Source organism: Pseudoalteromonas sp. ATL1, assembly GCF_058933015.1.
Map to the genome: position 1 here is coordinate 2,476,956 of NZ_JBZYXL010000001.1, position 24,306 is coordinate 2,501,261.

The following is a 24,306-nucleotide window of genomic DNA, read 5'->3' on the forward strand; positions in this document are numbered from 1 at the left end:
CTTTACAAATAAATACAATGTGAAAATTGCTAAGTTACTGATATGTATGCACTCCACTGTTTTTTGTGACAGCCTCATTAACAATTCTTTACAAAGAGATGAAACTGTTTGTGTTAATTATTTTGTTTTTTGATACATTTCATTACGAAAATAATAACAAACATGGATTATTCCTATGAAGAAAGTAACTAATAATAATAAAGCGCTGTTTGCTACCACTATGCTATCGCTAGCGGTATCAGCATCACTACAGGCGGCACCACTAAAACTAGCTGCAGAAAAAGCAGAGTCACCACTTCCAAAACGTTACATTGTTAAATACAAAAACAACAACGCTGCAATGATGGGTATTTCGGTACAAAGCCGTATGCCACAAACTGCAGCAAATCGTATGGCGACGCTGGGCATTCAAAATGCGCAATATAAAGCAAGCCTTAATGCAGTGGTTGCTCAGTTAAGCGAGTCTCAGTTACAAGCACTTCGCAATGACAGTCAAGTTGAGTACGTAGAAGAAGATTTACCTCGTCGTTTGATGTCTCAGTCTCAGCCATTTGGTATCTCAATGGTTCAAGCTGATTTAGTAGATGACTCTGTTGCATCTGCAGCGAACGGTGGTAAGAAAATTTGTGTTATAGACTCAGGTCTAGACCTGCCTCATGAAGACATGGGTAGTCGTGGTGCAACAGTTTCTGGTACAAACGATTCAGGTACGGGCAACTGGTATGAGCACGGTGGTCCTCACGGTACGCACGTAGCGGGTACAATTGCAGCGCTTAACAACGGTATCGGTGTACGCGGTGTGATTGGTACAGATCCTTCAATGCACATCATTAAAGTATTCAACGCTGATGGTTGGGGTTACTCTTCAGAGCTAGTTGATGCAATCAAAAAGTGTCAAGCAGCAGGCGCTGATGTAGTTAACATGAGTCTAGGTGGTGAAGGTTCAAGCGTTACTGAGCGTAACGGTATCCAAGCAGCGGCTGATGCTGGCATGCTACTTATCGCAGCAGCGGGTAATGACGGCGTACCAACAAATACAACAGACGTTGAAAGCTACCCTGCTTCATACGACTCAGTTATGTCGGTAGCTGCGATTGATAGCAATAAAGATCTAGCTGACTTCTCTCAAAAGAATAGCCAAGTAGAAATTGCAGCGCCAGGTGTTGATATTCAATCAACTTACCCTGAAGGTTTAGGCACAGTTGTTTCATTGTCTGTTGCTGGTCAGTCATATGCTTCAAACGGCATGGAAAACCAAGGCAATGCAAATGCACCTTTATATGATTTCGCTACAGGTGAATCAGTAGATGGTGGTGCAAGCGGTAAAGTATGTTTAATTCAACGTGGTAACATTTCGTTCCATGACAAAGTGAAAAACTGTGAAGACAGTGGCGGTGTTGGCGCAATCATCTATAACAATGCAGCCGGTTCATTCGGTGGTACTTTAGGTGACACAAACCAAACGACTATTCCAGCAGTAACTGTAAGCGACACAGACGGCGCACAAATGCTGAACAACATTGGTATGTCTGCATCTGTTAACCTTGACCCAAGCAACTACGGCTTGATGAGCGGTACTTCAATGGCTTCTCCTCACGTTGCTGGCGTAGCGGCTCTAGTATGGAGTCACCATCCAAGCTGTACTGCTGAGCAGATCCGTGCAGTACTAACAGCAACAGCACAAGACTTAGGTGCAACAGGTCGTGATGTTAAATTCGGTTACGGTCTAGTTCAAACTAAAGACGCTATCGACTTCATTGCTGAGAAAGGTTGTGATGGTACAGGTGGTCCTGTTGAGCCTCCAGTAGGTGGTGTACTAGAGAATGGCGTAGCGCAAACGGGCCTTTCTGGTGCAAAAGATGAAGAACTTCTATTCACTTTCGAAGTACCAGCTGGCGCAACGGACGTTAAAGTAAGCATGAGTGGTGGCACAGGTGATGCTGACCTTTACGCACAGTTTGGTTCTAAGCCAAGCGACTCTAACTTCGAATGTCGTCCATATGAAGGCGGTAACGCGGAAAACTGTAACTTAACTAAGTCTGGTGGTACTTACCATGTGATGGTGAAAGGTTATAGCGCATTCTCTGGTGTTTCTTTAGTTGCTAGCTACACAGATGGCGGCACAACAAACCCAGGTACACAGCCAATTAACGAAGTTAAAACTGACATCAGTGTTTCTCGTCGCGGTTGGACTCGCTACACAATCGACCTAGCAGAAGGCTACGCAGACCTTAATGTGGCGATTTCAGGTGGTACAGGTGATGCGGATCTGTTTGTTACTCGCGGTGCACAGTCAACAACATCTAGCTATGATTGTAAATCTGAAAGTAGCAGCAACAATGAATCATGCTCATTCACTAACCCTCAGTCAGGTACTTGGTACATCGACATCTATGGTTACAGAGCATCTAGCGGTATCACTCTAAACGTAACTGCTAACCCACAATAATTTATTAATTAACCTTAACCAAAGGCCGCTTGTAGCGGCCTTTTTTTATTGCATGTGAAACGGGAACGGCCCATGAGTGCTTTCTATGCACCTGTATGCTTTAGTTTGTTTGAATAACGTTTCGTGTTCTCAAAAATCGGTTGTTACAGTACTCAGGCAACACTAAGAGTTGATTGAATTTTTTTCATCCACCATATAGCAAAGCGTTATAATAGAGCAAAAGTTATACAGCGCGTTTTTGTTGCTGTCTCTTTTTTAAGATGTTAATAATGTGTTTCCTTTCAAACGTAAAATAGGAACACAACATGTATAGGTTTACAAAATTTGCACTCGCACCACTGGCGTTTGTTACTGCCTTAGGGCACGCGGCAATACCATATAAAGATCATCAATATCAATATACTCAGCCTAATGGCGAAGTGATCACCATCAACTTAGAAGGTAATGATTATTTCGCGGTACAAACCACTCAAGATGGGCAATTTGTTATCTATGACGAAACGGTTAATGGTTTAGCGTATGCAACGGTGTCTGAAGATGGTAGTGACTTTGTATCGACGGGTGTATTGGCAAGTAATCGTCAACAGCGCGGCATTAAATTAAAGCAAGCAAGCCGAAAGTTAACCACGCAAGCTATTGCTAATAAGGTGGCCCAAGCAAAACGCCGAATGTTAGGCGAGCAGCCTGCAATGCAAGGTAGCACGCGCGCAAGCATTCAAAGTGATGTTGATACGCTTAGCACTGGGCAGATCAAGGGCTTAACGATTATTATCGACTTTCCTGACGAGCGTGGCACGATTACAAAATCGCAAGTTGAATCGTTTTTGAATGATCTCAATTACAACGACTTTGGCAATGCGCAATCGGTGCGTGGCTATTTTAGAAGCGTGTCAGCAGGCAAACTTGATTACACGAATACAGTCACCGCCTATTACACCGCAAAGAACAATAAAGCCTATTATGCCGATGACAGATATAGCTCTACGGTGCGTTCTCAAGAGCTAATTAAAGAAGCACTAAACTGGCTTGAATACGAGCAGGGCTTTGATTTTTCAACGCTTTCAGTCAGTTCAAGCCGTCAAATTAAAGGCTTAAACATCTTTTATGCGGGTAATTCTGATAGCAGTTGGTCAAAAGGGCTGTGGCCACATATGGCGGGCTTGAGTCCGCGTTTTTGTGCCGATGGCGTGTGTACTGATAGATACCAAATCACTGATATGCGAGAAAGTTTAGCAATCGGAACGTTTGTACATGAATCTGGGCATTTGATCACCAATTGGCCTGATCTGTATGATTACGATGGTAGCTCACAAGGTTCTGTCGCGAGTTTTGGAGTAATGGGCTTTGGTGCCATTGGCGAGACAAACAAGTACAAGCCAACTCCGCCAGTAGCACATTTTAGAAATATCGCAGGGTGGGACACCGTGACTGAGCTAAACCCAGCAATTAACGCCAATGCGCCCAAAGGTCAGCTAACGCATACGTCGGGCTCAAACACGTCATATAAGTGGACCAATCCAAGTAATCGTAACGAAGCATTCTATATAGAGGCGATTCATAAGTCGGGGCAAAACTCTGAGCAGCTTGATCAAGGTTTAGCAATTTGGCACGTGGATAACGCAGGGAATAACTCTAACGAATGGCACCCATACATTCAAATGGAACATGCCGATGGTAATCGCGACCCAGAAAACAAAGTGAATAGGGGAGATGCATCGGATTTATATGATGTTGCCGGTGAATTCTCAGCGACTTTACCCAATAGTTTAAGCAGTCGTGGTACTAACGCGCTGTGGTGGAACGGCAGTGACTCTGGTTTATCGATAAGCAATATTAGCGATCCGGCACAAACCATGTCGTTCACAGTCTCTGGCGATGTAACCCCTCCCGATCCTGGTACTGTTTACACCGGCTATTTATCAAATGGACAACAAGCGATTCAGCCCGATGGCAGTTGGTTCCAGTATGCTGGTGGCACTATTGAATTGGTGCTTGAAGGCCCAGCCAATGCTGACTTTGACTTAAAACTAGAAAAGTGGAACGGTAGCTGGACGCAAGCAGCTATTTCAGAAACTCCGACATCTAACGAGTCAATCACTTACAACGCAGCAAATGGTTATTACCGTGTACTTGTGTATTCGTACTCGGGCGCTGGTGATTATCGTTTAACTTTGACCAAGTAATAAACTTAAAGGCGAAGCGTGGAGTGCACTTAATTGAGTACTTCATGCGTATTTTTCTAATTTAGGGAGTTGGTACAACCGAGTGGATTCGAACCACCGACCCCTACCATGTCAAGGTAGTGCTCTAACCAACTGAGCTACGGTTGTATTATACACTTTTTAGAATTGGTACGACCGAGTGGATTCGAACCACCGACCCCCACCATGTCAAGGTGGTGCTCTAACCAACTGAGCTACGGTCGTACAATGTTGCTTGGCAACGGCGGACAATATATAGCGAGTCGCAGCGTGGATCAAGCGAGTTTGCTAAATTTTTGTTTGTTTGCAGTTTTTTTGCTCATCAAGGTCGTATTTTGCACGTTTTATAAAAGTCTTGCCACCATGTTACGTGTTTGACAGCACTTTGTTTTAATTGCTGATAATAAGAATCACGACTTTCTATATCAAACTTGCTACTTAATTCGGGCTGACTCTGCCAAAGCTCAGCCAGTAGGGGAGACACTCGCTGTAGCATAACCACCAATTTTGATTGATACGCTTGAAGTTGTTCTAGATAAAAGCGCTGGAAAATATTGCTTAGGAACTCGGCTCGTTGTTTATTCTCATTGGGTTTACAAATATCTTCATCCATAGAAAGTGTGTTCAACCATTGCGTTGTTTGCTGGTTTAACGCTATTTGCTTGCGAGCGGAAGTGATGAGGCTGGCAACGAAGTGGTTTTTATTGAGTTTTTCAAGAGATAGTGTGATTAGCTCAGGGGTTATATCGTTTACGTCTTTGTTTAAAATACGCTGATATATCGAGGTGAGCTGCTCTAGCGCTTCGAGCGTGCGGTTTTCACCTTCTTTGTGATCTTCAAGTTGTACTTCTTGGCTAGAAAGGCGAGACATTTTGGCCAGTTCTCGTTCATTAAACACCATGTATTCAAAGTACTTGTCTAAGGTGCTTTGTTTTTCTTTTAGGGCGAGTTCTAGTTTAGCGCGAAGCGTTGCGTTGTCAGTGGCAGGGTGGTTAATACACAATGTTGTATGTTTAATAAAGTAAAGCGCGTATTTGAGCTGCTCGCTGGGCTTTCTAACCTTGCCAAGCTGATTATTGTTGTTCGCAACTGTGTTCATTAACGCGCAGTGATCTAAGCTTGCCAGCTCCAACACTGAAATAGTCACCGTTGAAGCTGGCTTTTGAGCGTTGTAAAGCGCTAGAGGTTCTATTTGCGAAAAGTCGAGAGGCTCACTGGTCAATACATTGGCCAAGCGATGCTGATATTCGATATACACATCGCTTGGCGCAGGGCTGCAACCGCTCAGTAACAGAAGGGCACTAATTAGAAGATAACATAACCTCAAGACGAGACCTCACGCTTAATAAAAGCATAATCGCAGCGCAAGAAAGACCCACAATGATACCAATCCAAAACCCTTTTGGACCAAGCGCTGTGACTAATAAGTTAGTTTTAGCTAGTATAAAACCTAGCGTAAATCCTATCACCCAATAAGATAAAAAAGTGATATAGCTAATAGGCTTAGTATATTTAAGGCCTCTTAAAACGCCATTTGCCGCGACTTGTAGCGCATCGGGGAGCTGATAAATACACGCTAACACAATGATCCCAGAAGCGAGCACTGTAACTTCAGTATTGTTTGTATACAACCATGCAATACTGTTTCTTCCCAAAAACGTGATTAGTGCAACAAAAACTGAAATTAAAGCCGCTAAACAAAAACTGGTTGAAATCGCGGTTTTTAATTGGTCATAATCGCCTTGACCTGAAAGATTACCTATCCTAATAGCAATCGCCATGGATAAGCTCAATGGCATCATAAATAAAATTGTTGTTACGCTAGCGGCAATTTGGTGACCAGATACAGCAATCGGCCCAAGATCGGCAATAAATAAAGGAATACACGCAAATAGCGTTACTTCAAAAAACGTGGCTAAACAAATGGGCAGTCCAAGTTTTGCAACGTAAGTGATTCCTGAAAGCTGTGGTTTTACAAAACCTGACATGAGATTAAACGAGCGCATGATTTTGCTTTTTGAACAGTAAATCCATTGTGCAATTGCCATGGCCCAAAACACCAGCGCAGTTGCTAATCCACAGCCTGCACTGCCATATGCCGGCATGCCAAATTTACCATAAATAAAAATGTAGTTTGCAATGACGTTAACGATAAGGCCAATTAAACTGATATAAAATGCGGGCTTAGTTAGGCCTACACCTTCAGTTGCATTTCTAAATATGGAAAATAGCAAAAATCCGAGCACTCCCCATTTTACAAAGTCGATGTATTGGTAAGAAAGTGAGGTGATTTGCTCTGTCGTACCGAGTCGCTCAAAAACCAAAGGTGTCAACATAGCGAGCAGCAAACTAACAAGAGTTAACACGAGCGCGAGATAAAGGCTTTGTTGAAAGTAATAGCGAATATTGGCATTGTCTTTGGCTCCATGGCAATGCGCCACAATACCGGTTAGGGCAAGTAATATCCCTTGCAGTGAAAAAACCAGTGGGTTCCAAAGCCCGGTGGCTATAGATAGAGCAGCGAGATCATTTGCACTGACTTGACCTGCCATAATGGTATCGACCACCGACATAAGTACCAATGTTATTTGCGCAAAGAAAACAGGGGTTGCAAGTTGCAGCAGACGCTTTGCTTCCCAATGACTAAATTTCATACCGCTAACGCCTGAGAAAAAAGACAATTATAACCGAGGCTTGGCTACGATAGCGAGTAAAAGCTAAAGCAAAAAACAAATCATAAAGTCATACAAACGAGACTTCTGACGTTAACAAGTTTGCTGTATGATGCGCCTAGTTAAAACTGTCAAGGGAAACCATGTTTACTGGAATTGTTCAAACCCAAGCGACTGTGATTGGCGTTACACATGTGGATGGCGTACTTCGACTGGGTATATCAGTTGGAATTGAATATTTAAACCACCTCGATATTGGCGCAAGTATCGCTATCAATGGCTGCTGCTTAACGGTTGTAAAGTATGAAGTTCACCGTCATGATGTTGTTGGTCAGGTTTATTTCGACGTCATAGACGAAACACTTCAGTTAACCAACCTTGGTTTATTGGTACGAGGAAGCAGAGTTAACTTTGAACGCTCAGTGACAATCGGTACTGAATTGGGCGGACACATTGTTTCGGGCCATGTTCATTGTGCAGCGCAAGTCACAACCATAATCAAAGAAGCGGACAACTGTCGAATTCACATCGAGCTGCCTGAGCATTGGCTTAAATTTGTTCTGTATAAAGGCTTTGTTTGTGTTAATGGCGCAAGTTTAACTGTTGGCCAAATTGAACAAGGTGGGTTTTGGCTTCACTTGATCCCTGAAACATTGAACATTACCAACATTGGTAGGTTGCAAGAAGGTGATTGGGTTAACATTGAAGTAGACCAACAAACCTATACTATTATTAATACAGTTGAAAATTACCTTAGAAAACAAAGCTATAACCAATAAAATTCGATGAGCTTGCACATGCTGCAAGCTCATCAGCTAAAAGATCTGCTCGTCGTCGCTATCAATATGAAGCTCAAGTTTATTTCTAGCTTGGTCTATATGCATATTGAAATGAATGGCGTTACAGCAAGCAGCGCAGTCCTCATAAAAGTCTTGATCACCTTCGCTTGCATCAAGACTCACGTACACATGATGTCCACAGTGAGGGCATGTAATTCTTTGATCATACAGCGCTTTCATATTGCTCTCCAAAAGGGCGAAAACCCTTAGCGATTGCACTCACTTCATTATAGCAGTATATGCAATTATGAAAGCTGTATTACAGCTACTTTAATATTTCATTAACCCTTTTTTGCGCCTGATTGAGGTAGTCTCCGGCATATAGATTTGCATATAGCAAAATAGGGTAGAGTTGGTAGATGGGTTTTCTGAGCTCATAACCAGCGTGAAGTTCAAACTCAGTGTTATAGGTATCGTAAAAGGTTTCGGGGAGCGGCGCGAACAATTCACTCATCGCTAAGTCAATTTCACGATCGCCATAGTAACACGCAGGGTTATCTAAACAGGGCTTGCCATCGCTAAAATAGATGTTGCCTTTCCAAAAATTACCATGAAGTAAAGAAGGGCTGCATGGGTGGGACAAAAGTGACTTGATGGTGATCACAAAGTCGTCAATGTTGACCAACTCAATGCCTTTTTCTTTGAGTAGCTGAAGCTGCCAACCAATGCGCTCTTCGGCAAAAAACGTTTCCCACTTTTTATGCCATTGGTTTGGTTGAATAAGGTGTTGTATATAGCCGTCTTCTTCCAAGCCAAACATCTCTTGTTCAAATCGATTGTGCATTTTGGCAAGTAAACGTGCGCAATCTTGCCAATTCTCAGCGCCCTGTGTATGAGGAATGAGTTCCAAGACAATAAAGCTGAACTCCAGTGTGGTGCCAATTGTGATGGTATCGGCGACTAAAAAATCACTGTCTCTAATAAGCAGGTCACGAGCGTGTGATTCAGTTTCAAACCTTTCTAGCGCGCCAATCAAATCAACTTTCACCAGATATTGATGTTCATCATTGGCAATATGAAAGCGCTTTTCTGTATCGCTGCTACGCAATTGCTCTTTGTAGTTGAAAGAGAATGGTTGGTGTAACGCATCAGAAATGTATTGGTTGACGACATTCCACATCGTGAGAACCCTAGACAATCGAAACCTAATTCAAACTATGGTTCAAAAATCACGGATCTCAACTAAAGCATTCAATATAATTGTAATTTGCACCGATTTTGCAATGCACAGCGCTATATTTAGCAAAACTTAAAGTATAAAATGCGCCATTGAATTTTTTAGGAGGTTGGGGTGAATAAAAGTTTCATAACGAATTCATTCGCACTTGTCGCGGTTTTAATTGGCTACTTCGCATCGTTGCCTGTGGTTTTTTCCGTTGGGATCTTTGCGTTATCGGGGGCGATGACTAACTTGCTTGCGATTCATATGTTATTTGAAAAAGTGCCATTTTTGTATGGCTCAGGCGTGATTAAGTTAAAGTTTAAAGAGTTTAAAGAGTCAATCAGTGTGCTTATTTTGCAAGAGTTTTTCAGCCAAGAAAAGGTGGCAAAGCTTTTGGAAAAGCAGCAAAACACGTTAAACCTAACGCCAGTGATAAAAAAAGTTGATTTGTCACCCGCTTTTGACAAGTTGATGCAGGTTATTGAATCTTCTCAATTTGGGCCTATGCTGGCCATGCTGGGCGGTAACGAAGCGTTGGTACCAATGAAAGATTCTTTTGTAGATAAAATGCAAGACGCGCTCATTGATATTACCGAAGAAGAAAAATTTAAACAGTTACTCAAAGATGAATTGAGCAGTGGCCACAGCGCTGACGTCGTTTTTAGCACGATTGAAAAAGCCGTTGAGCACCGACTTGAGGAATTAACACCTGATATGGTCAAAGAGATAGTGCAAAACATGATCAAAACGCACTTAGGCTGGCTAGTTGTTTGGGGTGGGGTATTCGGTGGTTTATTTGGACTTGTTGCTGCGTTTATAAGTTAGGGCAAAAATAATGAACACTGGACTACTCAGGGAGTTTGACCAGTGTTCGCTTATTAACAATCATTATTTAGACCCTGAAACAACCAAGGTCGTTGTATCACTATCAACTTGTGCAGATAAATCGCGAATATGGGTATGGGCATTAACATCGATACCTAGTAAACCTGCTGTATTGTTTAGATTGTAGATTGAAACAAACTCGGCAACGCTATGGCCATTACATTCGAGTGCATCGTTCATTACTTTATGCGTAATGCGGTTCTTTGCCATTGTTTTTCTCAGCGTTAAAGAACGATTATTGGCAACAGCCATACACAAGGTTGTTTCTATCGTATTGTCTGCTGCGACAAATTCAGTTGCGTGGGCTGGAATAGCGCTTAAACCAGTTAAAATTGATGCTGCACATAACATTGTTAACTTGTTCATGATATTTCTCCGTTACTTTTATTGGGTTCGAGAGTAAGTATTACCCAAATTAAAATTGAAGTTGTAAAGCAACGCTGTAAGAATGTAAGTAAGTATGTGAGTGTAACAGGCTATTATTAACTTACTGAAAAATATAATAAATAATGGAGATTTCTGACACAGTTTTCAGAATGATTTTTCACTAAAATTGACTGTTTACAAGTTCGTATCATGGGTGCAAACCGCAGTTATCAACAATTACCAATGCTGAACAATTGACAGAATGAAATGACAACGAAGAACACAAAACTCAAACGATATTACAAAAGTGGTGTCGCAAAGCACTGGGCTGATGCAAAAAATTGCTATTACTGTGGTTGTGAAGCAACCCATACTGATTACTGCCCGCCATTAGATTGTGCTGAGCTGATTCTAGAATTCAATGAAACTGCAGACTTTATTAATGTACCTTCTTGCTACGAATGTTTTGCACTGTTACACAACGAGCGTACTTTGTTGTTACAAGTTAGAGTGGCAAAGCTAAAACAAAAACTTGCAAAAAAATATGCTAAGGCACTGAAGGTATTTCATATGTGGCGGGATGATGAGCTTGATGAAATGAGCCCAGAGTTTAGTCATAGCATTCAGGCTGGTATGAGATTGGGAGAGGAAGCAAGCCAAAGACTCGCTCATGCACCGTTTGCACTTGAATGTGACGACGCACAAGCCCTCCAGTTTGTGCACCAAACATCTTTTTATGTAAATAATATCGAGTTTTCTACTTTCCAAGCTGCATTGACCTACAGTGTCGAGGAATTTCAACTTAATAAAAGCGATTTTTACGATTTATTGGTACAAGAATGTCATGGTGATTTTGACAAGGCATTGAGCCAATATGAACATCGTCATAGTAAACCTAAGACGTTGGATGTCGCAAAGAACAAAATCCTGCAATTTGCCAAAGAGCACAAACAAAACTCTGACTTTGTGGCCCGAGCGACAGACAGCCTTATGAAAAGAGATGCAAAGTTAGACATAGACGCCGCACTTGCTAAGCTTTACCGGGATTACATAGAAAGTTGAGCATACAACAAAGTGTGAGACGTTCATCGTATATAATTGCGATTTTGGCGTTTTACATCGCAATATGTGGTAAGTTTCGATACAGTTAACGTGAAAAAAACAATAGAGATAAAACAATGCAAAAATTTGCTCCCTCCATATTGGTGCTGGCAATGGCTGCTGCACTAACGGGTTGCCAAGATAAGGGCCCGCAAAAAGAAAAAGTAACAATAAATAAAAACCCCTACCCAAGCACGTATCAACCGATGAAGGCAGGATCAACTCTGATCACTAACGCTACGGTGCTTACCGGTACAGGTGAGCGTATTGATGATGCGGATGTTTTTATCGTAGATGGCAAAATTAGCCAAGTAGGAAAAGACTTGAGTGTATCTGCTGACAACACGGTAGATGCACAAGGTAAATGGATCACACCAGGTATCATTGATGTGCACTCTCATTTAGGCGCTTACCCAAGCCCTCAAGTAGAATCTCACCAAGATGGTAACGAAATGATCAGCCCGAATACTGCGCAAGTGTGGGTAGAGCACTCAGTTTGGCCTCAAGATCCTGGCTTTAACCGTGCGCGTGAAGGTGGCATTACGACACTCCAAATTTTACCAGGTTCAGCCAACTTGTTTGGTGGCCGCAGCGTGACGCTTAAAAACGTGCCTGCGCATACGATGCAGGGCATGAAGTTTCCTGAAGCGCCATACGGCTTGAAAATGGCGTGTGGTGAAAACCCTAAACGTGTTTATGGTTCCAAAGGTGAAGCGCCTTACACGCGTATGGGCAATATGGCAGGTTACCGTGCAGCTTGGGCACAAGCGACAGAATATAAGCGCGCTTGGGAACGTTACGAGCAAGAATATGCGGCTGGTATGAATCCAGATGCGCCAGAGCGTGACATCAAACTAGACACACTCAGAGGTGTACTAGATGGCGAGATCTTAATCCACAACCACTGCTATAAAGCAGAAGAAATGGCAATGATGATTGACTTGGGTAAAGAGTTTAATTATCACTCAGGTACATTCCACCACGGTATTGAAGCATACAAGATTGCGGATTTGCTTGCGCAAAACAATAACTGTGCGGCACTTTGGCCAGATTGGTGGGGCTTTAAGATGGAAGCCTATGACATGGTACAAGAAAACGTGGCCATAGTTGATGCCGTTAAGAACTCTTGTGCTGTTGTTCACTCAGATTCAGACACCACAATTCAGCGTCTGAACCAAGAAGCTGGCAAAATCATGTACACGGCAAATCAAAAGGGCTTTAACCTAAAAGAACAAGACGCAATTAAATGGATCACATTTAATGCAGCTAAGTCTCTAGGTGTTCAAGATAAAACAGGCTCAATTGAGCAAGGCAAGCAGGCTGATGTTGTTATTTGGGACAAAAACCCATTTAGCGTTTATGCCAAAGCAGAGCGTGTTTATATCGATGGTGCAAAAGTATATGACCGTACAGACGAGAAATACCAAGCAGTTAGTGATTTCATGTTAGGCCAACGATAAGGAGAGTACCCCATGATGAAATTTAAATTATCTATGATCACCGGTGCTTTGCTCGCAAGTTCGGCTGCATTTGCTCAAGTTACAGCCATTACAGGTGCGACGGTACATACTGCAACAGAGCAGGGCGTTTTGACTAACGCAACAGTCGTTATCGAAAACGGTAAGGTCAAAGCGATTAACCCAAGTAATGTAACAGCAGACGTAACTGTTGACGCAAACGGCGCAATCTTAACACCAGGCTTTATTGGCGCGATGAATCAACTTGGTTTAGTTGAAGTGGGGGCGGTGGCGCGCTCTCGCGATATGGCTGATGAAAAGGCCGGATTAGACTTTGATCCAAGTTATGCATTTAACCCTCGCAGTTCACTTATCCCATATGCGAGAAAAGGCGGAATAACGCAAAATATTGCAGCACCAGTCAATTATGAAAGCATTTTTAGTGGGTTGGCATTCACAGCGGACTTAAGTGGTGACTTTGAAAGCGTCACCGACAAGCATACTGCATTAGTTGTGTCACTTGGTTCTAAAGACAAAGGCTCGCGTGCTTTGAGTTTCCAACAGTTCTCAGAAAAATTGGAAGGACAGCAAGCTAAGCTAAACAAAAAGTCAGATAAAGATAAAAAGGACGCAGATAAGCCTAGTGGTGAGGAACGTGTTCTAACGGCTGTACTTAAAGGTGAAATGCCAGTTGTTATCGAAACATATCGTGGTTCTGACATTTTAAATGTGATCAAATTAAAAGAAAAATTTGCTATCAACGTTATCATGTATGGTGGTTCTGATGCTGTTTTGCTAGCGGACGAGTTAGCTAAAGCAGAGATCCCAGTGATTGTCAGTGGCGTAGCCAACTTACCTTCTGATTTTGATGCAATGCATGCAAGTTTAGAAAATGCAGGCAAACTTGAAAAAGCAGGCGTGAAGGTAATTCTATCTGTATTTGGAGATGCGAGCCATAACTTGTATCAACTACGTTTTGACGCAGGTATCGCTGTTTCAAATGGTTTAGATCACGACTACGCAATTAAAGCTGTAACGAGCAACGTTGCAGATGCATTTGGCATTGAAGGCGGTAAAATTGCAGTGGGCGCGCGAGCTGATCTGGTACTGTGGAGCTCAGATCCATTTGAGTTGAGTACACACGTCAACAAGATGTGGATCAACGGTGAAGAAGTGTCTACTGAATCACGTCACGACAAGCTACGTGAGCGTTATACGACTGACTCTAAAATGCCACGAGCATATACTAAATAATACAATATGATATTGTAAATAATGAACGCCATTCATTAAATTGAATGGCGTTTTTTTATGTGTTTAAAAAGTTAAGTGTGGATTTAAAATTTATATAGCTCTATTAGTTGTTGTAAATAATCTAACGACTCAAAAGTTAAAGATGCTTTCCCTCATTATTCCGACCTGTATTAAATAAGTATGCAAGGAAAATGTGAATAAAATTTCATTAATATTAATATTGTCTATAAGAATATTTTGTTATATCTAACGGATTTGTTTGAGAAGTGCTTGCGGTTAAGTTATTATAAATTCGCTTATAGAATATAAGCTTTAATATTCAGGAATAAGGATTAGACATGAAATTAAAACTAAAAGTACAAAAAAGAGCATGAAGCAGTTATCGGGGTAGTGTTTAGAAATCTGTGTCATTTCAGTATCATTAAGAAAACAGGAATGACACATGACCAAAGACTTCGATTTAGAACAAGCCATTAAAGCCCTTCAGTCAGGGCAAGATCTGACAGGCAAAGATGGTTTTTTAACCCCTCTTATCAAACAGATCACTGAAGCTGCCTTAAAAGCAGAGCTGGAACAACACCTTGTAGATGATGAGCAGCCTAACCGTAAAAATGGTTCCAGTAAGAAAACCGTTAAATCTTCAGTAGGCACTTTTGAACTGGATACCCCGCGTGACCGTGCAGGCTCATTTGAGCCAAAGCTAGTTAAGAAAAACCAGACTAAGTTAACTGATGAGATCGACCGCAAGATCTTATCCATGTTTTCGCTTGGCATGAGCTATCGTGATATCCGCGGCCATGTTGAAGATATGTATGGTATTGACGTTTCTGAGGCTACCATCACAGGCGTTACCGACTGTTTGATACCCGAATTGAAAGAATGGCAGCAACGACCATTAGATGCGCTCTATCCGTTCGTCTGGCTTGATGCTATCCACTACAAAATTAAGGAAGATGGCCGCTATGTCAGCAAAGCGGTGTACACTATCTTAGGCTTAAACGTCGAAGGCAAGAAGGAGCTGCTTGGTCTGTATCTATCCGAGTCAGAAGGCGCGAACTACTGGCTATCTGTACTAACGGATCTGCATAACCGTGGCGTTGAAGATATCCTGATAGCCTGCGTGGATGGCCTGACAGGCTTCCCTGAAGCTATTGCAACTATTTACCCAAATACAGAAGTTCAGCAATGCGTTATTCATCAGATCCGCAACTCTATGAAGTACGTCGCTTCCAAACATCAAAAGGAGTTCATGGCTGATCTAAAACCAGTTTACCGCGCTGTGAGCAAAGAAGCAGCAGAGATGGAACTTGAGCGTTTAGAGTCCAAATGGGGTCAACATTACCCGATAGTGCTCCGTTCTTGGCGAAACAAGTGGGCAAACCTGTCCGTTTATTTTAAGTATCCAGAGTACGTTCGCAAGGCCATCTATACCACGAACGCTATCGAGGCTGTACATCGCCAGTTCCGTAAGCTGACCAAGACTAAAGGCGGCTTCCCAAACGAAAACAGCTTGCTTAAGCTACTGTATGCTGGGATATTGAATGCTTCTAAGAAATGGACAATGCCAATTCAAAACTGGAATATGACATTGTCTCAACTGGCGATTCATTTTGATGGGCGCTTGGATGATGTCTTAGATATCTAGCCAAAATTAGCTGACACAGAATTCTGAACGCCCTCGTTATCGGAAGACAAAGCTATTTCTCAAAAATTAACGCCTGCTGTTGCTGGTGGTGCAGTAAATCGTTTAACCGACTTTTGGGCATTCACATGTGGTAGAGGTCATACTTGCCCAGAGCCGTTTTAATAGGGCAACAGACGATAGATAAGAGCGCTGATTAGCGCTCTTTTTTGTTAGGATTTACTCAAGACCTTTCTTGGTATAAAGCGTTACTTTATCTGATACCAATGTCACCTTAATATGTTTATCTTCGTTACCCCAGGTGCAATTTGTATGTAAGGTTTTCTCCTCACATTGATCAGCAGAGCCTAAAATAGCTTCTATTTCTGCTTTATCCATACCCACTTTTACTTTGTTATAGTTTTCCATATTAACTTTAGAACAACCAGCCAAAGTCAGTATTGCGGTAGCTAATAATAGTTTTTTCATAATATGCCCGTTCTTAGTGTTTGTATTTTCTAATTTGGAAGATAACCCCGAATTTAGGGTGATCAAGATAATGAATATCTCCACTGTACACGCGCGTGAATTGTGACATGCGCGCTTTGTTTACATGTGAATCTTCGTTGTCATAGCGTATATCTAAATTTGTTGTCACGTACAAATAGTGTTTTACATGGATCTTTATTAATCCTTCCAGCTGCCAGTGGTCTGGCTCAGCTTCTTGGATTGTCTCAAATGGTTGTAGCAGAAGTCCTGAATATCCCAAAGTTTGTATTGTATTTGACAGTCTTTGGCTTATCGGCGATGGATATTTTTTTCCGGCAAAGATTTTAATAAAGGGCGCTCTGCGTTTGCTTTGCTCTGGAAAGCGCCACCCAGTATGCAGTATTGGTCTTAATCCTAAACGGTTGAGCTTTTTTAACACACTATCAAATTGATATTGCTCTTTGGCTAGTAGGTAGATGTGCTCCATGTGCTCTTGTGGTTCAGCATACGGTGACAGAGGCAAGCGATCAAAACGGCTGATATAGTTATCATCGGGTCGACACGCACGTGATGAGCCAATGTCGCTTAATTGTTCACTAAGAGAACGAAAATCGAATTCTGAGTCACCTTGTAAGCAATATTGCTGTCCTTGAGCATTAAAGCCTTTCGTGAGTAAATCTAACTGATTGTTACCCTCTATGTTGTCATGTTCTAAGGTAAAGTCTTCACGCAGTAATGGCGCTGGCTGCTGTTCAAATGCAATCATTTCGACCTCGAACCAGCGTACTGCAAGCGCACTATTGGAATAGGTGAGAGTGGTGAATGCAAATAGTAGTGATGTTAAGTGGTGCTTCATGCAACAGCCTTCTTCTCAAAGTCTTCCATCATGGCATTAATTAGTTTCAAACGCGCTTGACCATTTTTTTCTTCAATGGCGAAACGTAGTTTGTTCGCGCCTTCCATTTTGTAGATTGAAGGGTTACTTTGTATCAAAGCTATGATGAACGTTGGGTTAACTTTTGTCGAGGCATTAAACTCGAAATAACCACCTTTAACATTAGCTTCAACTTTACTGACACCTAAAGCACTGGCTTTTAGTTTAAGTAGTTGTACCGTAAAGAGGTTTTTAGCTGCATCTGGCAGTAGTCCAAAGCGATCAATAAGCTCAACCTGTAACTCATCGAGTTCTTGATTATCTTTAGCACTGGCGATACGTTTATACATACTTAAGCGCATATTTACATCAGGAATGTAATCATCAGGTAACAGTGCAGGGATTTTCAGATCGACATCACTATGCTGCTGTAACAAGTTTTCAAGTGTGGGCTCTTTGCCTTCTTTGAGAGCTTGAACTGCTTGGTCGAGCATTTCCATATATAAGTTGAAACCTACGGATTGGATTTGACCACTTTGATCATCGCCTAACAGTTCACCAGCACCCCTGATCTCTAAATCGTGTGTTGCAAGCGCAAAACCTGCACCGAGATCCTCTAAAGACTCAATGGCTTGTAGTCGTTTGACCGCATCTTTTGTTAAAGAGGCTGTACTACGAGTCAGCAAATACGCATATGCCTGATGGTGGCTTCTGCCTACACGGCCACGTAATTGGTGCATTTGCGCAAGACCAAGTTTGTCTGCTCTGTCCATCAAAATGGTATTAGCGGTTGGAATATCAATACCTGTTTCGATAATTGTGGTACACACCAGAACATTGTGCTTCTGGTGGTAAAAATCACTCATTAGTTGTTCAAGCTCTCGTTCACGCATTTGTCCGTGTGCAACGGCGATACTTGCTTCTGGCACCAGTGCTGCGAGATCTGCAGCGGTTTTATCGATAGTCTCGACGGCATTGTGTAAGAAATAAACCTGACCACCACGCTTTATTTCACGCAGTATTGCCTCTCGAATAAGTTCATCGTTACGTTCTTTAACAAATGTTTTTACCGCGAGACGTTTGGCTGGCGGCGTGGCGATAATGGATAGATCACGCATGCCACTCATTGCCATATTAAGCGTACGTGGGATAGGTGTTGCGGTAAGCGTCAATATATCCACATTGGCTCGTAATTGCTTAATCTTTTCTTTTTGTCTTACACCAAATCGATGCTCTTCATCGACAATCAACAGCCCTAAGTCTGCAAATTTGATGTTTTCTTGAATAAGCTTATGCGTACCAATAACGATATCAATCGCGCCACTTTGTAATTTGTCTAATGTGTCTTTTTGCTCTTTTGCGCTATTAAAACGTGACAGTACGCCAACTTCTACCGGGAAGTCTGCGAATCGGTCTTTGAAGTTTTCATAATGTTGTTGAGCAAGCAGGGTGGTTGGCACAAGCACCGCGACTTGTTTGTTATCGTTAATTGCCACAAAAGCTGCACGCATTGCTACTTCCGTTTTACCAAAGCCAACGTCTCCACACACCAATCGATCCATCGCTTGGTTTGATTGCATATCAGCTAGTACAGCCTCAATGGCGTTTCGTTGGTCATCTGTTTCTTCAAATGGAAAACTACCAGAAAACTCTCGATACAACGCACCGTCCAATTTAAAACCATGGCCCGGTTTACTTTGGCGCTTTGCATAGATATCGAGTAGTTCGGCGGCTACATCACGCACTTTTTCAGCGGCGCGACGTTTGGCTTTTTCCCACACGTCTGAACCTAGTTTGTGTAGTGGTGCAGATGCTTCTTCGCCACCAGAATAACGGCTGAGCATATGTAATGCAGAAACGGGCACATACAGCTTAGCGTCATTTGCGTAAGTGATGGTCACAAACTCGGTAGCCACCCCTGCAGCATCAATTGTTTGCAACCCCAAATACCGACCGACTCCGTGGTCTAGGTGAACGATGGGTTGGCCTTCTTTTAGTTCTGCCAAGTTTCGGATCAGTGCGTCTTGGCCTTGTTCGTATTTGTGTTTACGTCGGCGACGTTGTGACACTTTAACGCCGAGCAACTCTTGCTCAGTGACAATGCTAAGTGGTGATTTACCTTCTAAATAAACACTCTGCTCAAGTGGACTAACTATTAAACCCACATCTGATTTATGAGCGAGGAAATCATTTAGGCACTCGAATTCTTTAAGTTTTAGCCCTGTTGGTTTAAGCAGGGTGAGTAATGATTCACGGCGTCCGTCTGACTCAACACTAAATAGCACCCGTGCCTTTTGCTTTTTCTGCTCAGCTACATAGTCAAGCAATTTGGCGTACGGTTCGCTTTGCTTATGGTCGATACGAATATCGGCCAAAGGATATGCCGCTAAGTTTGTATGCCCAGCCTTTGTACCTAGCTTTGCCTGACTTAGTCTGATCCGTGCATAACGATTAAAGTTTGCGAACAGCTCTTCAATTGGTTGGTAAAGCTTTGCTGGCTCAAGTAGTGGCCTAAGTGGATCTACCCGTCTATTTTCATATCGTTTTTCAACATCTTGCCAAAAGTCTTGAGCAGCGTTTTCAATGTTCCCAAGGTGCATTAAAGTTGCGTTTTCGGGTAGGTAGTCAAAAATGGTGGCTAACGACTCGTAAAAAAGAGGTAAATAATACTCAATACCCGCAGGCCAGTTACCTCGCGAGACTTGCATGTAAATTGAGTCTTGCTCAGCACTTGCACCAAACGCTTCTCTGTAGGCAACGCGAAAACGCTCAATGTCTTCGTCATTGGTAGGAAACTCATGCGCCGGCAGTAAATCAATCGCATCCACTTTGTCGCTTGAGCGCTGCGTTTCAATGTCGAACAAACGAATGCTGTCTAACTCATCATCGAAAAAATCAAATCGATAGGGCGTATTACTACCCATCGGGTATAAATCGACAATCGAGCCTCTCACTGCAAATTCACCGTGTTCCATGACTTGCTGTACATGACGGTAGCCGGACTCACTGAGTGCGGTTTTTAGGCGCTGCGCATCTATAGTGTCACCAACTTTATACTTAAGCGCATTCCCATAAATAAATGCCGGTGGTGCAGTTCTCAGCATTAAGGTTGAAACCGGCACGATTAATACGCTTTGATTCTGCTGTTTCAGCGCATTGAGCGATGCCAAGCGTTGAGAAATAATGTCTTGGTGTGGTGAAAAGTGGTCATAAGGCAAAGTCTCCCAATCAGGAAACACCATCACCGAATGATGAGGTAATAAGTACTCTAACTCAGTCTCTAAACGTAGTGCTGACGGAGTATCTGGAGTGACGATGACAACTAGTTCAGCATGCTGTGCTATGCCAGAGCTTATCGCTACACTTAAGCCACTACCGCTTAACTGGCCCCAATGAATTTTGTCAGTAGGGCCTTTAACCCACGGTAATTCGCTCCAATGCGCAGATGCCATTGATCACTCCTGTTTTGTTATTATTTAGTCTCTATAGATTTTGCAAAGGTCGTCATAATGGTCGATTCGGCGATCTCTTAGGTATGGCCAAATGCGACGAACAGACTCGCTACGCGCTTGATCAATATCAACGACAAGCGTTTGTTCTTCGGTCTCGCTACCATGGATCAGCATTTCGCCTTGAGGTCCAGCAACAAAAGAGTTACCCCAAAATTGAATTCCTTCGCTTTGACCACTTGGATCTTGCTCGTGACCAACACGGTTTACACTGATCACAGGCACACCATTTGCCACGGCATGTGCACGTTGAGAAATGATCCACGCATCACGCTGACGGATCTGCTCATCTTTTTCATCACGTGGGTCCCAACCGATTGCCGTAGGGTAAATTAGAAGCTCTGCACCCGCCATAGCCATTAAACGAGCTGCTTCAGGGAACCATTGATCCCAACATACGAGTACGCCTAATTTACCCACTGATGTATGAATTGGCGTGAAGCCGAGATCGCCCGGGGTAAAGTAAAATTTTTCATAAAAACCCGGATCATCAGGAATATGCATTTTACGATATTTGCCAGCAATCGAGCCATCTGATTCGATAACCACTGCGGTATTGTGATACAGGCCAGTCGCGCGTTTTTCAAAAAGCGAGGTGACGATCACAATGTCTAATTCTTTGGCGAGCTTACCGTAAGTTTCAGTGCTTGGCCCTGGAATTGGTTCCGCTAAGTCAAACAAATCGGTATCTTCAACTTGGCAAAAATACAAACTACGGTGCAGCTCTTGTAACACGACGAGTTTTGCACCTTGTTTGGCTGCATCTCTTATGCCTTGCTCAGTTCTAGCTGCGTTATCTGCAAGATTGCCGCTATTCGCATGTTGAACAAGACCTACTTTTAATAGTTGTGAACTCATCATTGGATCCTATTTTAAAAAGCCACGTGGCAGCTGCATTGTAATACAGTGCAAGCTACCAAACTGATGGATGATCGGAAGGCAGTTGATGCCAACTACAGTATGTTCAGGGTAAGCTTTTGCTATTTGCTCAAGCGCATTTTTATCCTGTTCGTCGTTATAAACAGGGACTAATACCGCTGAGTTTATGATGAGGTAGTTAGCATAGGTTGCAGGTAATCTGTCGCCTTCGTCATCGAATACAGCTTTTGGCCATGGTAGTGGCAGCAAATTATATTTGTCGCCATTGGCTGTTTTAAACTGGTGTAGCTGCGCTTCCATCGCCATTAATGCTTGATAATGTTCGTCGCGCTCATCATCGCATTGAACGTAAACCAACGTATTGTTTGGCGCAAAACGTACCAGAGTATCAATGTGGCTATCCGTATCATCACCAGCCAAATAACCATGATCAACCCACAGAAAGTCTTGTGCACCTAGCTCTTGCTCAAGCACTGACTCAATGTCCGATTTGCTCATCGTTGGATTGCGATTTGGGTTAAGCAAACACTCTGAAGTCGTTAGTAACGTACCGTGTTCATTAATTTCAACACCCCCGCCTTCTAGTACAAAATCCAGAGCGCGATACTGGTTGTTTTTGTTAGCAACACAATCAACGAGCGTTTTGTTAATTTGATTATCAAGTTGCGCTTCAAACTTATTGCCCCAGCCATTGAAGACAAAATCTTTGATACAAATTGTGCCTTGCGCATCTGCGGTCGTTAATGGGCCGTGATCTCTTGCCCAGGTATCGTTGCAAGGGGCAATGACAAAATGGATTTTATCAAGGGCAATGTTTGCGTTGCTTAACAGCGCGGTTATGTGCGCTTTTAGTTGCTCATCGTGCGCAACGATAACAACATTTTGTCGCTTAGTTATCTCGTCGCAAAGTGTGATATAGACAGGCTCTACGTCGCTTAGGATGGCTGCCCAATCGGTATTTTTGTGCGGCCACGTCAACATTACAGCATCTTGTGGCGCCCATTCAGGTAAAAGTCTAAAACTCATGATCAAACACTAATAAATAACTAAGTCGCTAGTTTATCATTGTGCAGGTCTCTGTCAGCTATTTTGTTCTTTATTCTGCTCTGACTGGCGTTTTTTTAGCTGGCGCGTTTGTGCGTGTAAGCTCGCTCGAACTATCAACTCTTGGTCTTCATCCCTAATATTGATAAAGGCGAGGGTATGTTGGTACTTATCGTCAGGCAGTTTATCTACGTCTATGACTTCGCTATAACAATAAATAGCAGCAGCCTCTTGTCGTAAAAATAGTTTAGTTCTAAAGAGCGTTCCTAATGGGTATTCGATACTAGAAGTGAATTTGAGTCCACCGCCACCATACGAATCGCAATAAATATTGTCTTCATCGGGTTGCTCAGTCGCCAAAATGTGGCTCATTATGAGGTCAATTTTCCTTGACTGGGCTTGCAAAAACGCAGCGAGATCAGACGCTAAATCGCCAAGATTACGCAGCGGGCTGAGCATCTTGTGATCAAGCTCTTTCATTTCATTAGCAAGCTTAAATAGAGCCGGAATTTTTGTCTCAAGTTCAGCGACTGTTTGAGGGACCGCGTCTTTATCGACTTCTTTCAAATTGACTTGATTTGAATCGTCTACTTGAAAGTAACGTTCAAAGTTTTCTTGGAGCTCGTTTCTCATTGTCAATTTCCACACGACGTTTTATTTAATATTAACGGGTTACGCTAAAAAATGCCATAGAGGAAGGCGTTGCAGGTACGACTCTCAAAATAAAGATTTGAGGAAATGGCAAAATGTAACAATAATGTACTAATTGTTACCAATATTTAATATCTGAATGGAAAATCATATGGACGTACTTGAGTATGAAGGATACTTAGTTTCCAAGGCGTTATCGTTACCTGCTGGGCTAAAAATACGCGCTGCAAGTATGGGCGATCTAGAACAAATGGCTAGCGTTACAAGGCAGAGTTGGCAATTGGCATTTGAGCCTTTTTTGCCTAATGAAGTGCTGCAAAGAGGTACGCAGACATTCTTTGAAGAACTATGGTGTTCGATACTTAAAGATAGGACAAGACACACATCTCAAGTCATAGTCAAGGGTAATACAATCGTAGCTTGCGGCGCATCGGGCGGGTATCGCGGAGAGCATAACCCACATAGTGATCAAGTCGCGTTGTATAAAGCGGGTGAACTATACCGGGGGTATGTGTTACCCAAATATCAAAACTTAGGGTTAGGGCAGGCCATGCTAAAAATGCGCTTACTCAAACTCTACGAACAAGGTTATTTGCGAGCATACACTTGGATCTATGCAAAAAATAAGCGAGCAAGACGATTCTATGAAAAACACGGCGCGGTTCAACTAGACAGCGCGTTAGGTATGACGATGAATAAGTATCCTTTTGAGGAAGTTTGCTATGGTATTGAAGTTAATAGGGTTTTTGATTTCAAGTGATCTGTGTTAACTGTAGTGTAAATTTAATATTTTAATTATGTTTATATGGTGTTTGGTCAGGCGTATTATCTCTTTCGCCGAATGAATATTTTA

At 42.5% G+C, this 24,306-nt stretch carries 20 protein-coding genes and 2 tRNA genes; 9 read left to right on the top strand and 13 right to left on the bottom strand.

Annotated features, from left to right (window positions below; translation table 11 throughout):
* Positions 1–175: 175 nt before the first annotated feature.
* Positions 176–2,449, top strand: coding sequence for a S8 family serine peptidase (locus AC5FX4_RS11240; protein WP_493606477.1), 2,274 nt, complete (start codon positions 176–178; stop codon positions 2,447–2,449).
* 305 nt (positions 2,450–2,754) lie between these two features.
* The gene (locus AC5FX4_RS11245; protein ID WP_493606478.1) at positions 2,755–4,632 is read left to right on the top strand and encodes a M6 family metalloprotease domain-containing protein; all 1,878 of its coding nucleotides are present in this window, start codon (positions 2,755–2,757) and stop codon (positions 4,630–4,632) included.
* Between the two features lie 70 nt (positions 4,633–4,702).
* Here the strand turns inward: AC5FX4_RS11245 and AC5FX4_RS11250 are convergent.
* From AC5FX4_RS11250 to AC5FX4_RS11265, 4 genes are all read right to left on the bottom strand, one after another.
* Positions 4,703–4,779 (bottom strand) — tRNA-Val (locus tag AC5FX4_RS11250).
* A 19-nt stretch (positions 4,780–4,798) separates the two neighbouring features.
* A tRNA-Val gene (locus AC5FX4_RS11255) sits at positions 4,799–4,875 on the bottom strand.
* 97 nt (positions 4,876–4,972) lie between these two features.
* Complete coding sequence (locus AC5FX4_RS11260; protein ID WP_493606479.1) at positions 4,973–5,977, bottom strand: DUF3080 family protein; 1,005 nt, start codon at positions 5,975–5,977, stop codon at positions 4,973–4,975.
* Positions 5,952–7,304, bottom strand: coding sequence for an MATE family efflux transporter (locus AC5FX4_RS11265; protein ID WP_493606480.1), 1,353 nt, complete (start codon positions 7,302–7,304; stop codon positions 5,952–5,954). Before AC5FX4_RS11265 ends, AC5FX4_RS11260 begins: the two co-directional genes overlap by 26 nt.
* Positions 7,305–7,465: 161 nt before the next feature.
* Here AC5FX4_RS11265 and AC5FX4_RS11270 point away from each other — a divergent pair, with 161 nt between their 5' ends.
* Positions 7,466–8,101: a riboflavin synthase subunit alpha gene (locus AC5FX4_RS11270; RefSeq protein ID WP_493606481.1), complete on the top strand. Its 636-nt coding sequence runs from the start codon at positions 7,466–7,468 to the stop codon at positions 8,099–8,101.
* A gap of 36 nt (positions 8,102–8,137) precedes the next feature.
* On the opposite strand, the gene AC5FX4_RS11275 is transcribed toward AC5FX4_RS11270, so the two are convergent.
* Positions 8,138–8,341 carry a CPXCG motif-containing cysteine-rich protein gene (locus AC5FX4_RS11275; RefSeq protein WP_493606482.1) on the bottom strand — a complete coding sequence of 68 codons (204 nt, stop codon included), beginning with the start codon at positions 8,339–8,341 and terminating at the stop codon, positions 8,138–8,140.
* An 85-nt stretch (positions 8,342–8,426) separates the two neighbouring features.
* Positions 8,427–9,281, bottom strand: a complete 855-nt coding sequence (locus AC5FX4_RS11280; RefSeq protein ID WP_493606483.1) for a fructosamine kinase family protein — start codon at positions 9,279–9,281, stop codon at positions 8,427–8,429.
* Between the two features lie 171 nt (positions 9,282–9,452).
* On the opposite strand from AC5FX4_RS11280, the gene AC5FX4_RS11285 reads away from it, so the two are divergent.
* Positions 9,453–10,148, top strand: coding sequence for a DUF445 domain-containing protein (locus AC5FX4_RS11285; RefSeq protein WP_493606484.1), 696 nt, complete (start codon positions 9,453–9,455; stop codon positions 10,146–10,148).
* A 63-nt stretch (positions 10,149–10,211) separates the two neighbouring features.
* Here the strand turns inward: AC5FX4_RS11285 and AC5FX4_RS11290 are convergent, their stop codons facing one another.
* Positions 10,212–10,574, bottom strand: coding sequence for a DUF3718 domain-containing protein (locus AC5FX4_RS11290; RefSeq protein ID WP_493606485.1), 363 nt, complete (start codon positions 10,572–10,574; stop codon positions 10,212–10,214).
* A 267-nt stretch (positions 10,575–10,841) separates the two neighbouring features.
* Between AC5FX4_RS11290 and AC5FX4_RS11295 the strand changes: the two genes are divergently transcribed.
* The 4 genes from AC5FX4_RS11295 to AC5FX4_RS11310 all read left to right on the top strand — a co-directional run bounded on the left by AC5FX4_RS11295 (position 10,842) and on the right by AC5FX4_RS11310 (position 16,031).
* Complete coding sequence (locus tag AC5FX4_RS11295) at positions 10,842–11,636, top strand: hypothetical protein (RefSeq protein ID WP_493606486.1); 795 nt, start codon at positions 10,842–10,844, stop codon at positions 11,634–11,636.
* A 116-nt stretch (positions 11,637–11,752) separates the two neighbouring features.
* Positions 11,753–13,135, top strand: a complete 1,383-nt coding sequence (locus AC5FX4_RS11300) for an amidohydrolase (RefSeq protein ID WP_493606487.1) — start codon at positions 11,753–11,755, stop codon at positions 13,133–13,135.
* 12 nt (positions 13,136–13,147) lie between these two features.
* A complete protein-coding gene (locus AC5FX4_RS11305; protein ID WP_493606488.1) occupies positions 13,148–14,386 on the top strand; it encodes an amidohydrolase family protein in 1,239 nt (412 codons plus the stop codon).
* Positions 14,387–14,828: 442 nt separating this feature from the next.
* Positions 14,829–16,031, top strand: coding sequence for an IS256 family transposase (locus AC5FX4_RS11310; RefSeq protein WP_493605020.1), 1,203 nt, complete (start codon positions 14,829–14,831; stop codon positions 16,029–16,031).
* 216 nt (positions 16,032–16,247) lie between these two features.
* Here the strand turns inward: AC5FX4_RS11310 and AC5FX4_RS11315 are convergent, their stop codons facing one another.
* From AC5FX4_RS11315 to AC5FX4_RS11340, 6 genes are read right to left on the bottom strand one after another with little or no spacing between them, the layout of a single operon-like run.
* On the bottom strand, positions 16,248–16,496 hold the full coding sequence (locus tag AC5FX4_RS11315) for a DUF3862 domain-containing protein (protein WP_493606489.1): 249 nt from the start codon (positions 16,494–16,496) through the stop codon (positions 16,248–16,250).
* A 13-nt stretch (positions 16,497–16,509) separates the two neighbouring features.
* A complete protein-coding gene (locus AC5FX4_RS11320) occupies positions 16,510–17,352 on the bottom strand; it encodes a CsiV family protein (RefSeq protein WP_493606490.1) in 843 nt (280 codons plus the stop codon).
* On the bottom strand, positions 17,349–20,822 hold the full coding sequence (gene mfd / locus AC5FX4_RS11325; RefSeq protein WP_493606491.1) for a transcription-repair coupling factor: 3,474 nt from the start codon (positions 20,820–20,822) through the stop codon (positions 17,349–17,351). Before mfd ends, AC5FX4_RS11320 begins: the two co-directional genes overlap by 4 nt.
* A 24-nt stretch (positions 20,823–20,846) precedes the next feature.
* Entirely contained in the window at positions 20,847–21,737 is an 891-nt protein-coding gene (locus AC5FX4_RS11330) for a carbon-nitrogen hydrolase (RefSeq protein ID WP_493606492.1), read from the bottom strand.
* A gap of 9 nt (positions 21,738–21,746) precedes the next feature.
* Positions 21,747–22,784 carry an agmatine deiminase family protein gene (locus AC5FX4_RS11335; RefSeq protein ID WP_493606493.1) on the bottom strand — a complete coding sequence of 346 codons (1,038 nt, stop codon included), beginning with the start codon at positions 22,782–22,784 and terminating at the stop codon, positions 21,747–21,749.
* Positions 22,785–22,838: 54 nt separating this feature from the next.
* A complete protein-coding gene (locus tag AC5FX4_RS11340; RefSeq protein ID WP_493606494.1) occupies positions 22,839–23,435 on the bottom strand; it encodes a PilZ domain-containing protein in 597 nt (198 codons plus the stop codon).
* A gap of 169 nt (positions 23,436–23,604) precedes the next feature.
* Between AC5FX4_RS11340 and AC5FX4_RS11345 the strand changes: the two genes are divergently transcribed.
* Positions 23,605–24,213 carry a GNAT family N-acetyltransferase gene (locus AC5FX4_RS11345; protein WP_493606495.1) on the top strand — a complete coding sequence of 203 codons (609 nt, stop codon included), beginning with the start codon at positions 23,605–23,607 and terminating at the stop codon, positions 24,211–24,213.
* Positions 24,214–24,306: the final 93 nt, after the last annotated feature.

Excerpts from the sequence above, each read along its gene's own strand:
- AC5FX4_RS11240 (WP_493606477.1), top strand. The coding sequence starts at position 176 with ATGAAGAAAGTAACTAATAATAATAAAGCGCTGTTTGCTACCACTATG.
- AC5FX4_RS11245 (WP_493606478.1), top strand. The coding sequence starts at position 2,755 with ATGTATAGGTTTACAAAATTTGCACTCGCACCACTGGCGTTTGTTACT.
- AC5FX4_RS11265 (WP_493606480.1), bottom strand. The coding sequence starts at position 7,304 with ATGAAATTTAGTCATTGGGAAGCAAAGCGTCTGCTGCAACTTGCAACC.
- AC5FX4_RS11270 (WP_493606481.1), top strand. The coding sequence starts at position 7,466 with ATGTTTACTGGAATTGTTCAAACCCAAGCGACTGTGATTGGCGTTACA.
- AC5FX4_RS11275 (WP_493606482.1), bottom strand. The coding sequence starts at position 8,341 with ATGAAAGCGCTGTATGATCAAAGAATTACATGCCCTCACTGTGGACAT.
- AC5FX4_RS11280 (WP_493606483.1), bottom strand. The coding sequence starts at position 9,281 with ATGTGGAATGTCGTCAACCAATACATTTCTGATGCGTTACACCAACCA.
- AC5FX4_RS11290 (WP_493606485.1), bottom strand. The coding sequence starts at position 10,574 with ATGAACAAGTTAACAATGTTATGTGCAGCATCAATTTTAACTGGTTTA.
- AC5FX4_RS11295 (WP_493606486.1), top strand. The coding sequence starts at position 10,842 with ATGACAACGAAGAACACAAAACTCAAACGATATTACAAAAGTGGTGTC.
- AC5FX4_RS11300 (WP_493606487.1), top strand. The coding sequence starts at position 11,753 with ATGCAAAAATTTGCTCCCTCCATATTGGTGCTGGCAATGGCTGCTGCA.
- AC5FX4_RS11305 (WP_493606488.1), top strand. The coding sequence starts at position 13,148 with ATGATGAAATTTAAATTATCTATGATCACCGGTGCTTTGCTCGCAAGT.
- AC5FX4_RS11310 (WP_493605020.1), top strand. The coding sequence starts at position 14,829 with ATGACCAAAGACTTCGATTTAGAACAAGCCATTAAAGCCCTTCAGTCA.
- AC5FX4_RS11315 (WP_493606489.1), bottom strand. The coding sequence starts at position 16,496 with ATGAAAAAACTATTATTAGCTACCGCAATACTGACTTTGGCTGGTTGT.
- AC5FX4_RS11320 (WP_493606490.1), bottom strand. The coding sequence starts at position 17,352 with ATGAAGCACCACTTAACATCACTACTATTTGCATTCACCACTCTCACC.
- mfd (WP_493606491.1), bottom strand. The coding sequence starts at position 20,822 with ATGGCATCTGCGCATTGGAGCGAATTACCGTGGGTTAAAGGCCCTACT.
- AC5FX4_RS11330 (WP_493606492.1), bottom strand. The coding sequence starts at position 21,737 with ATGAGTTCACAACTATTAAAAGTAGGTCTTGTTCAACATGCGAATAGC.
- AC5FX4_RS11335 (WP_493606493.1), bottom strand. The coding sequence starts at position 22,784 with ATGAGTTTTAGACTTTTACCTGAATGGGCGCCACAAGATGCTGTAATG.
- AC5FX4_RS11340 (WP_493606494.1), bottom strand. The coding sequence starts at position 23,435 with ATGAGAAACGAGCTCCAAGAAAACTTTGAACGTTACTTTCAAGTAGAC.
- AC5FX4_RS11345 (WP_493606495.1), top strand. The coding sequence starts at position 23,605 with ATGGACGTACTTGAGTATGAAGGATACTTAGTTTCCAAGGCGTTATCG.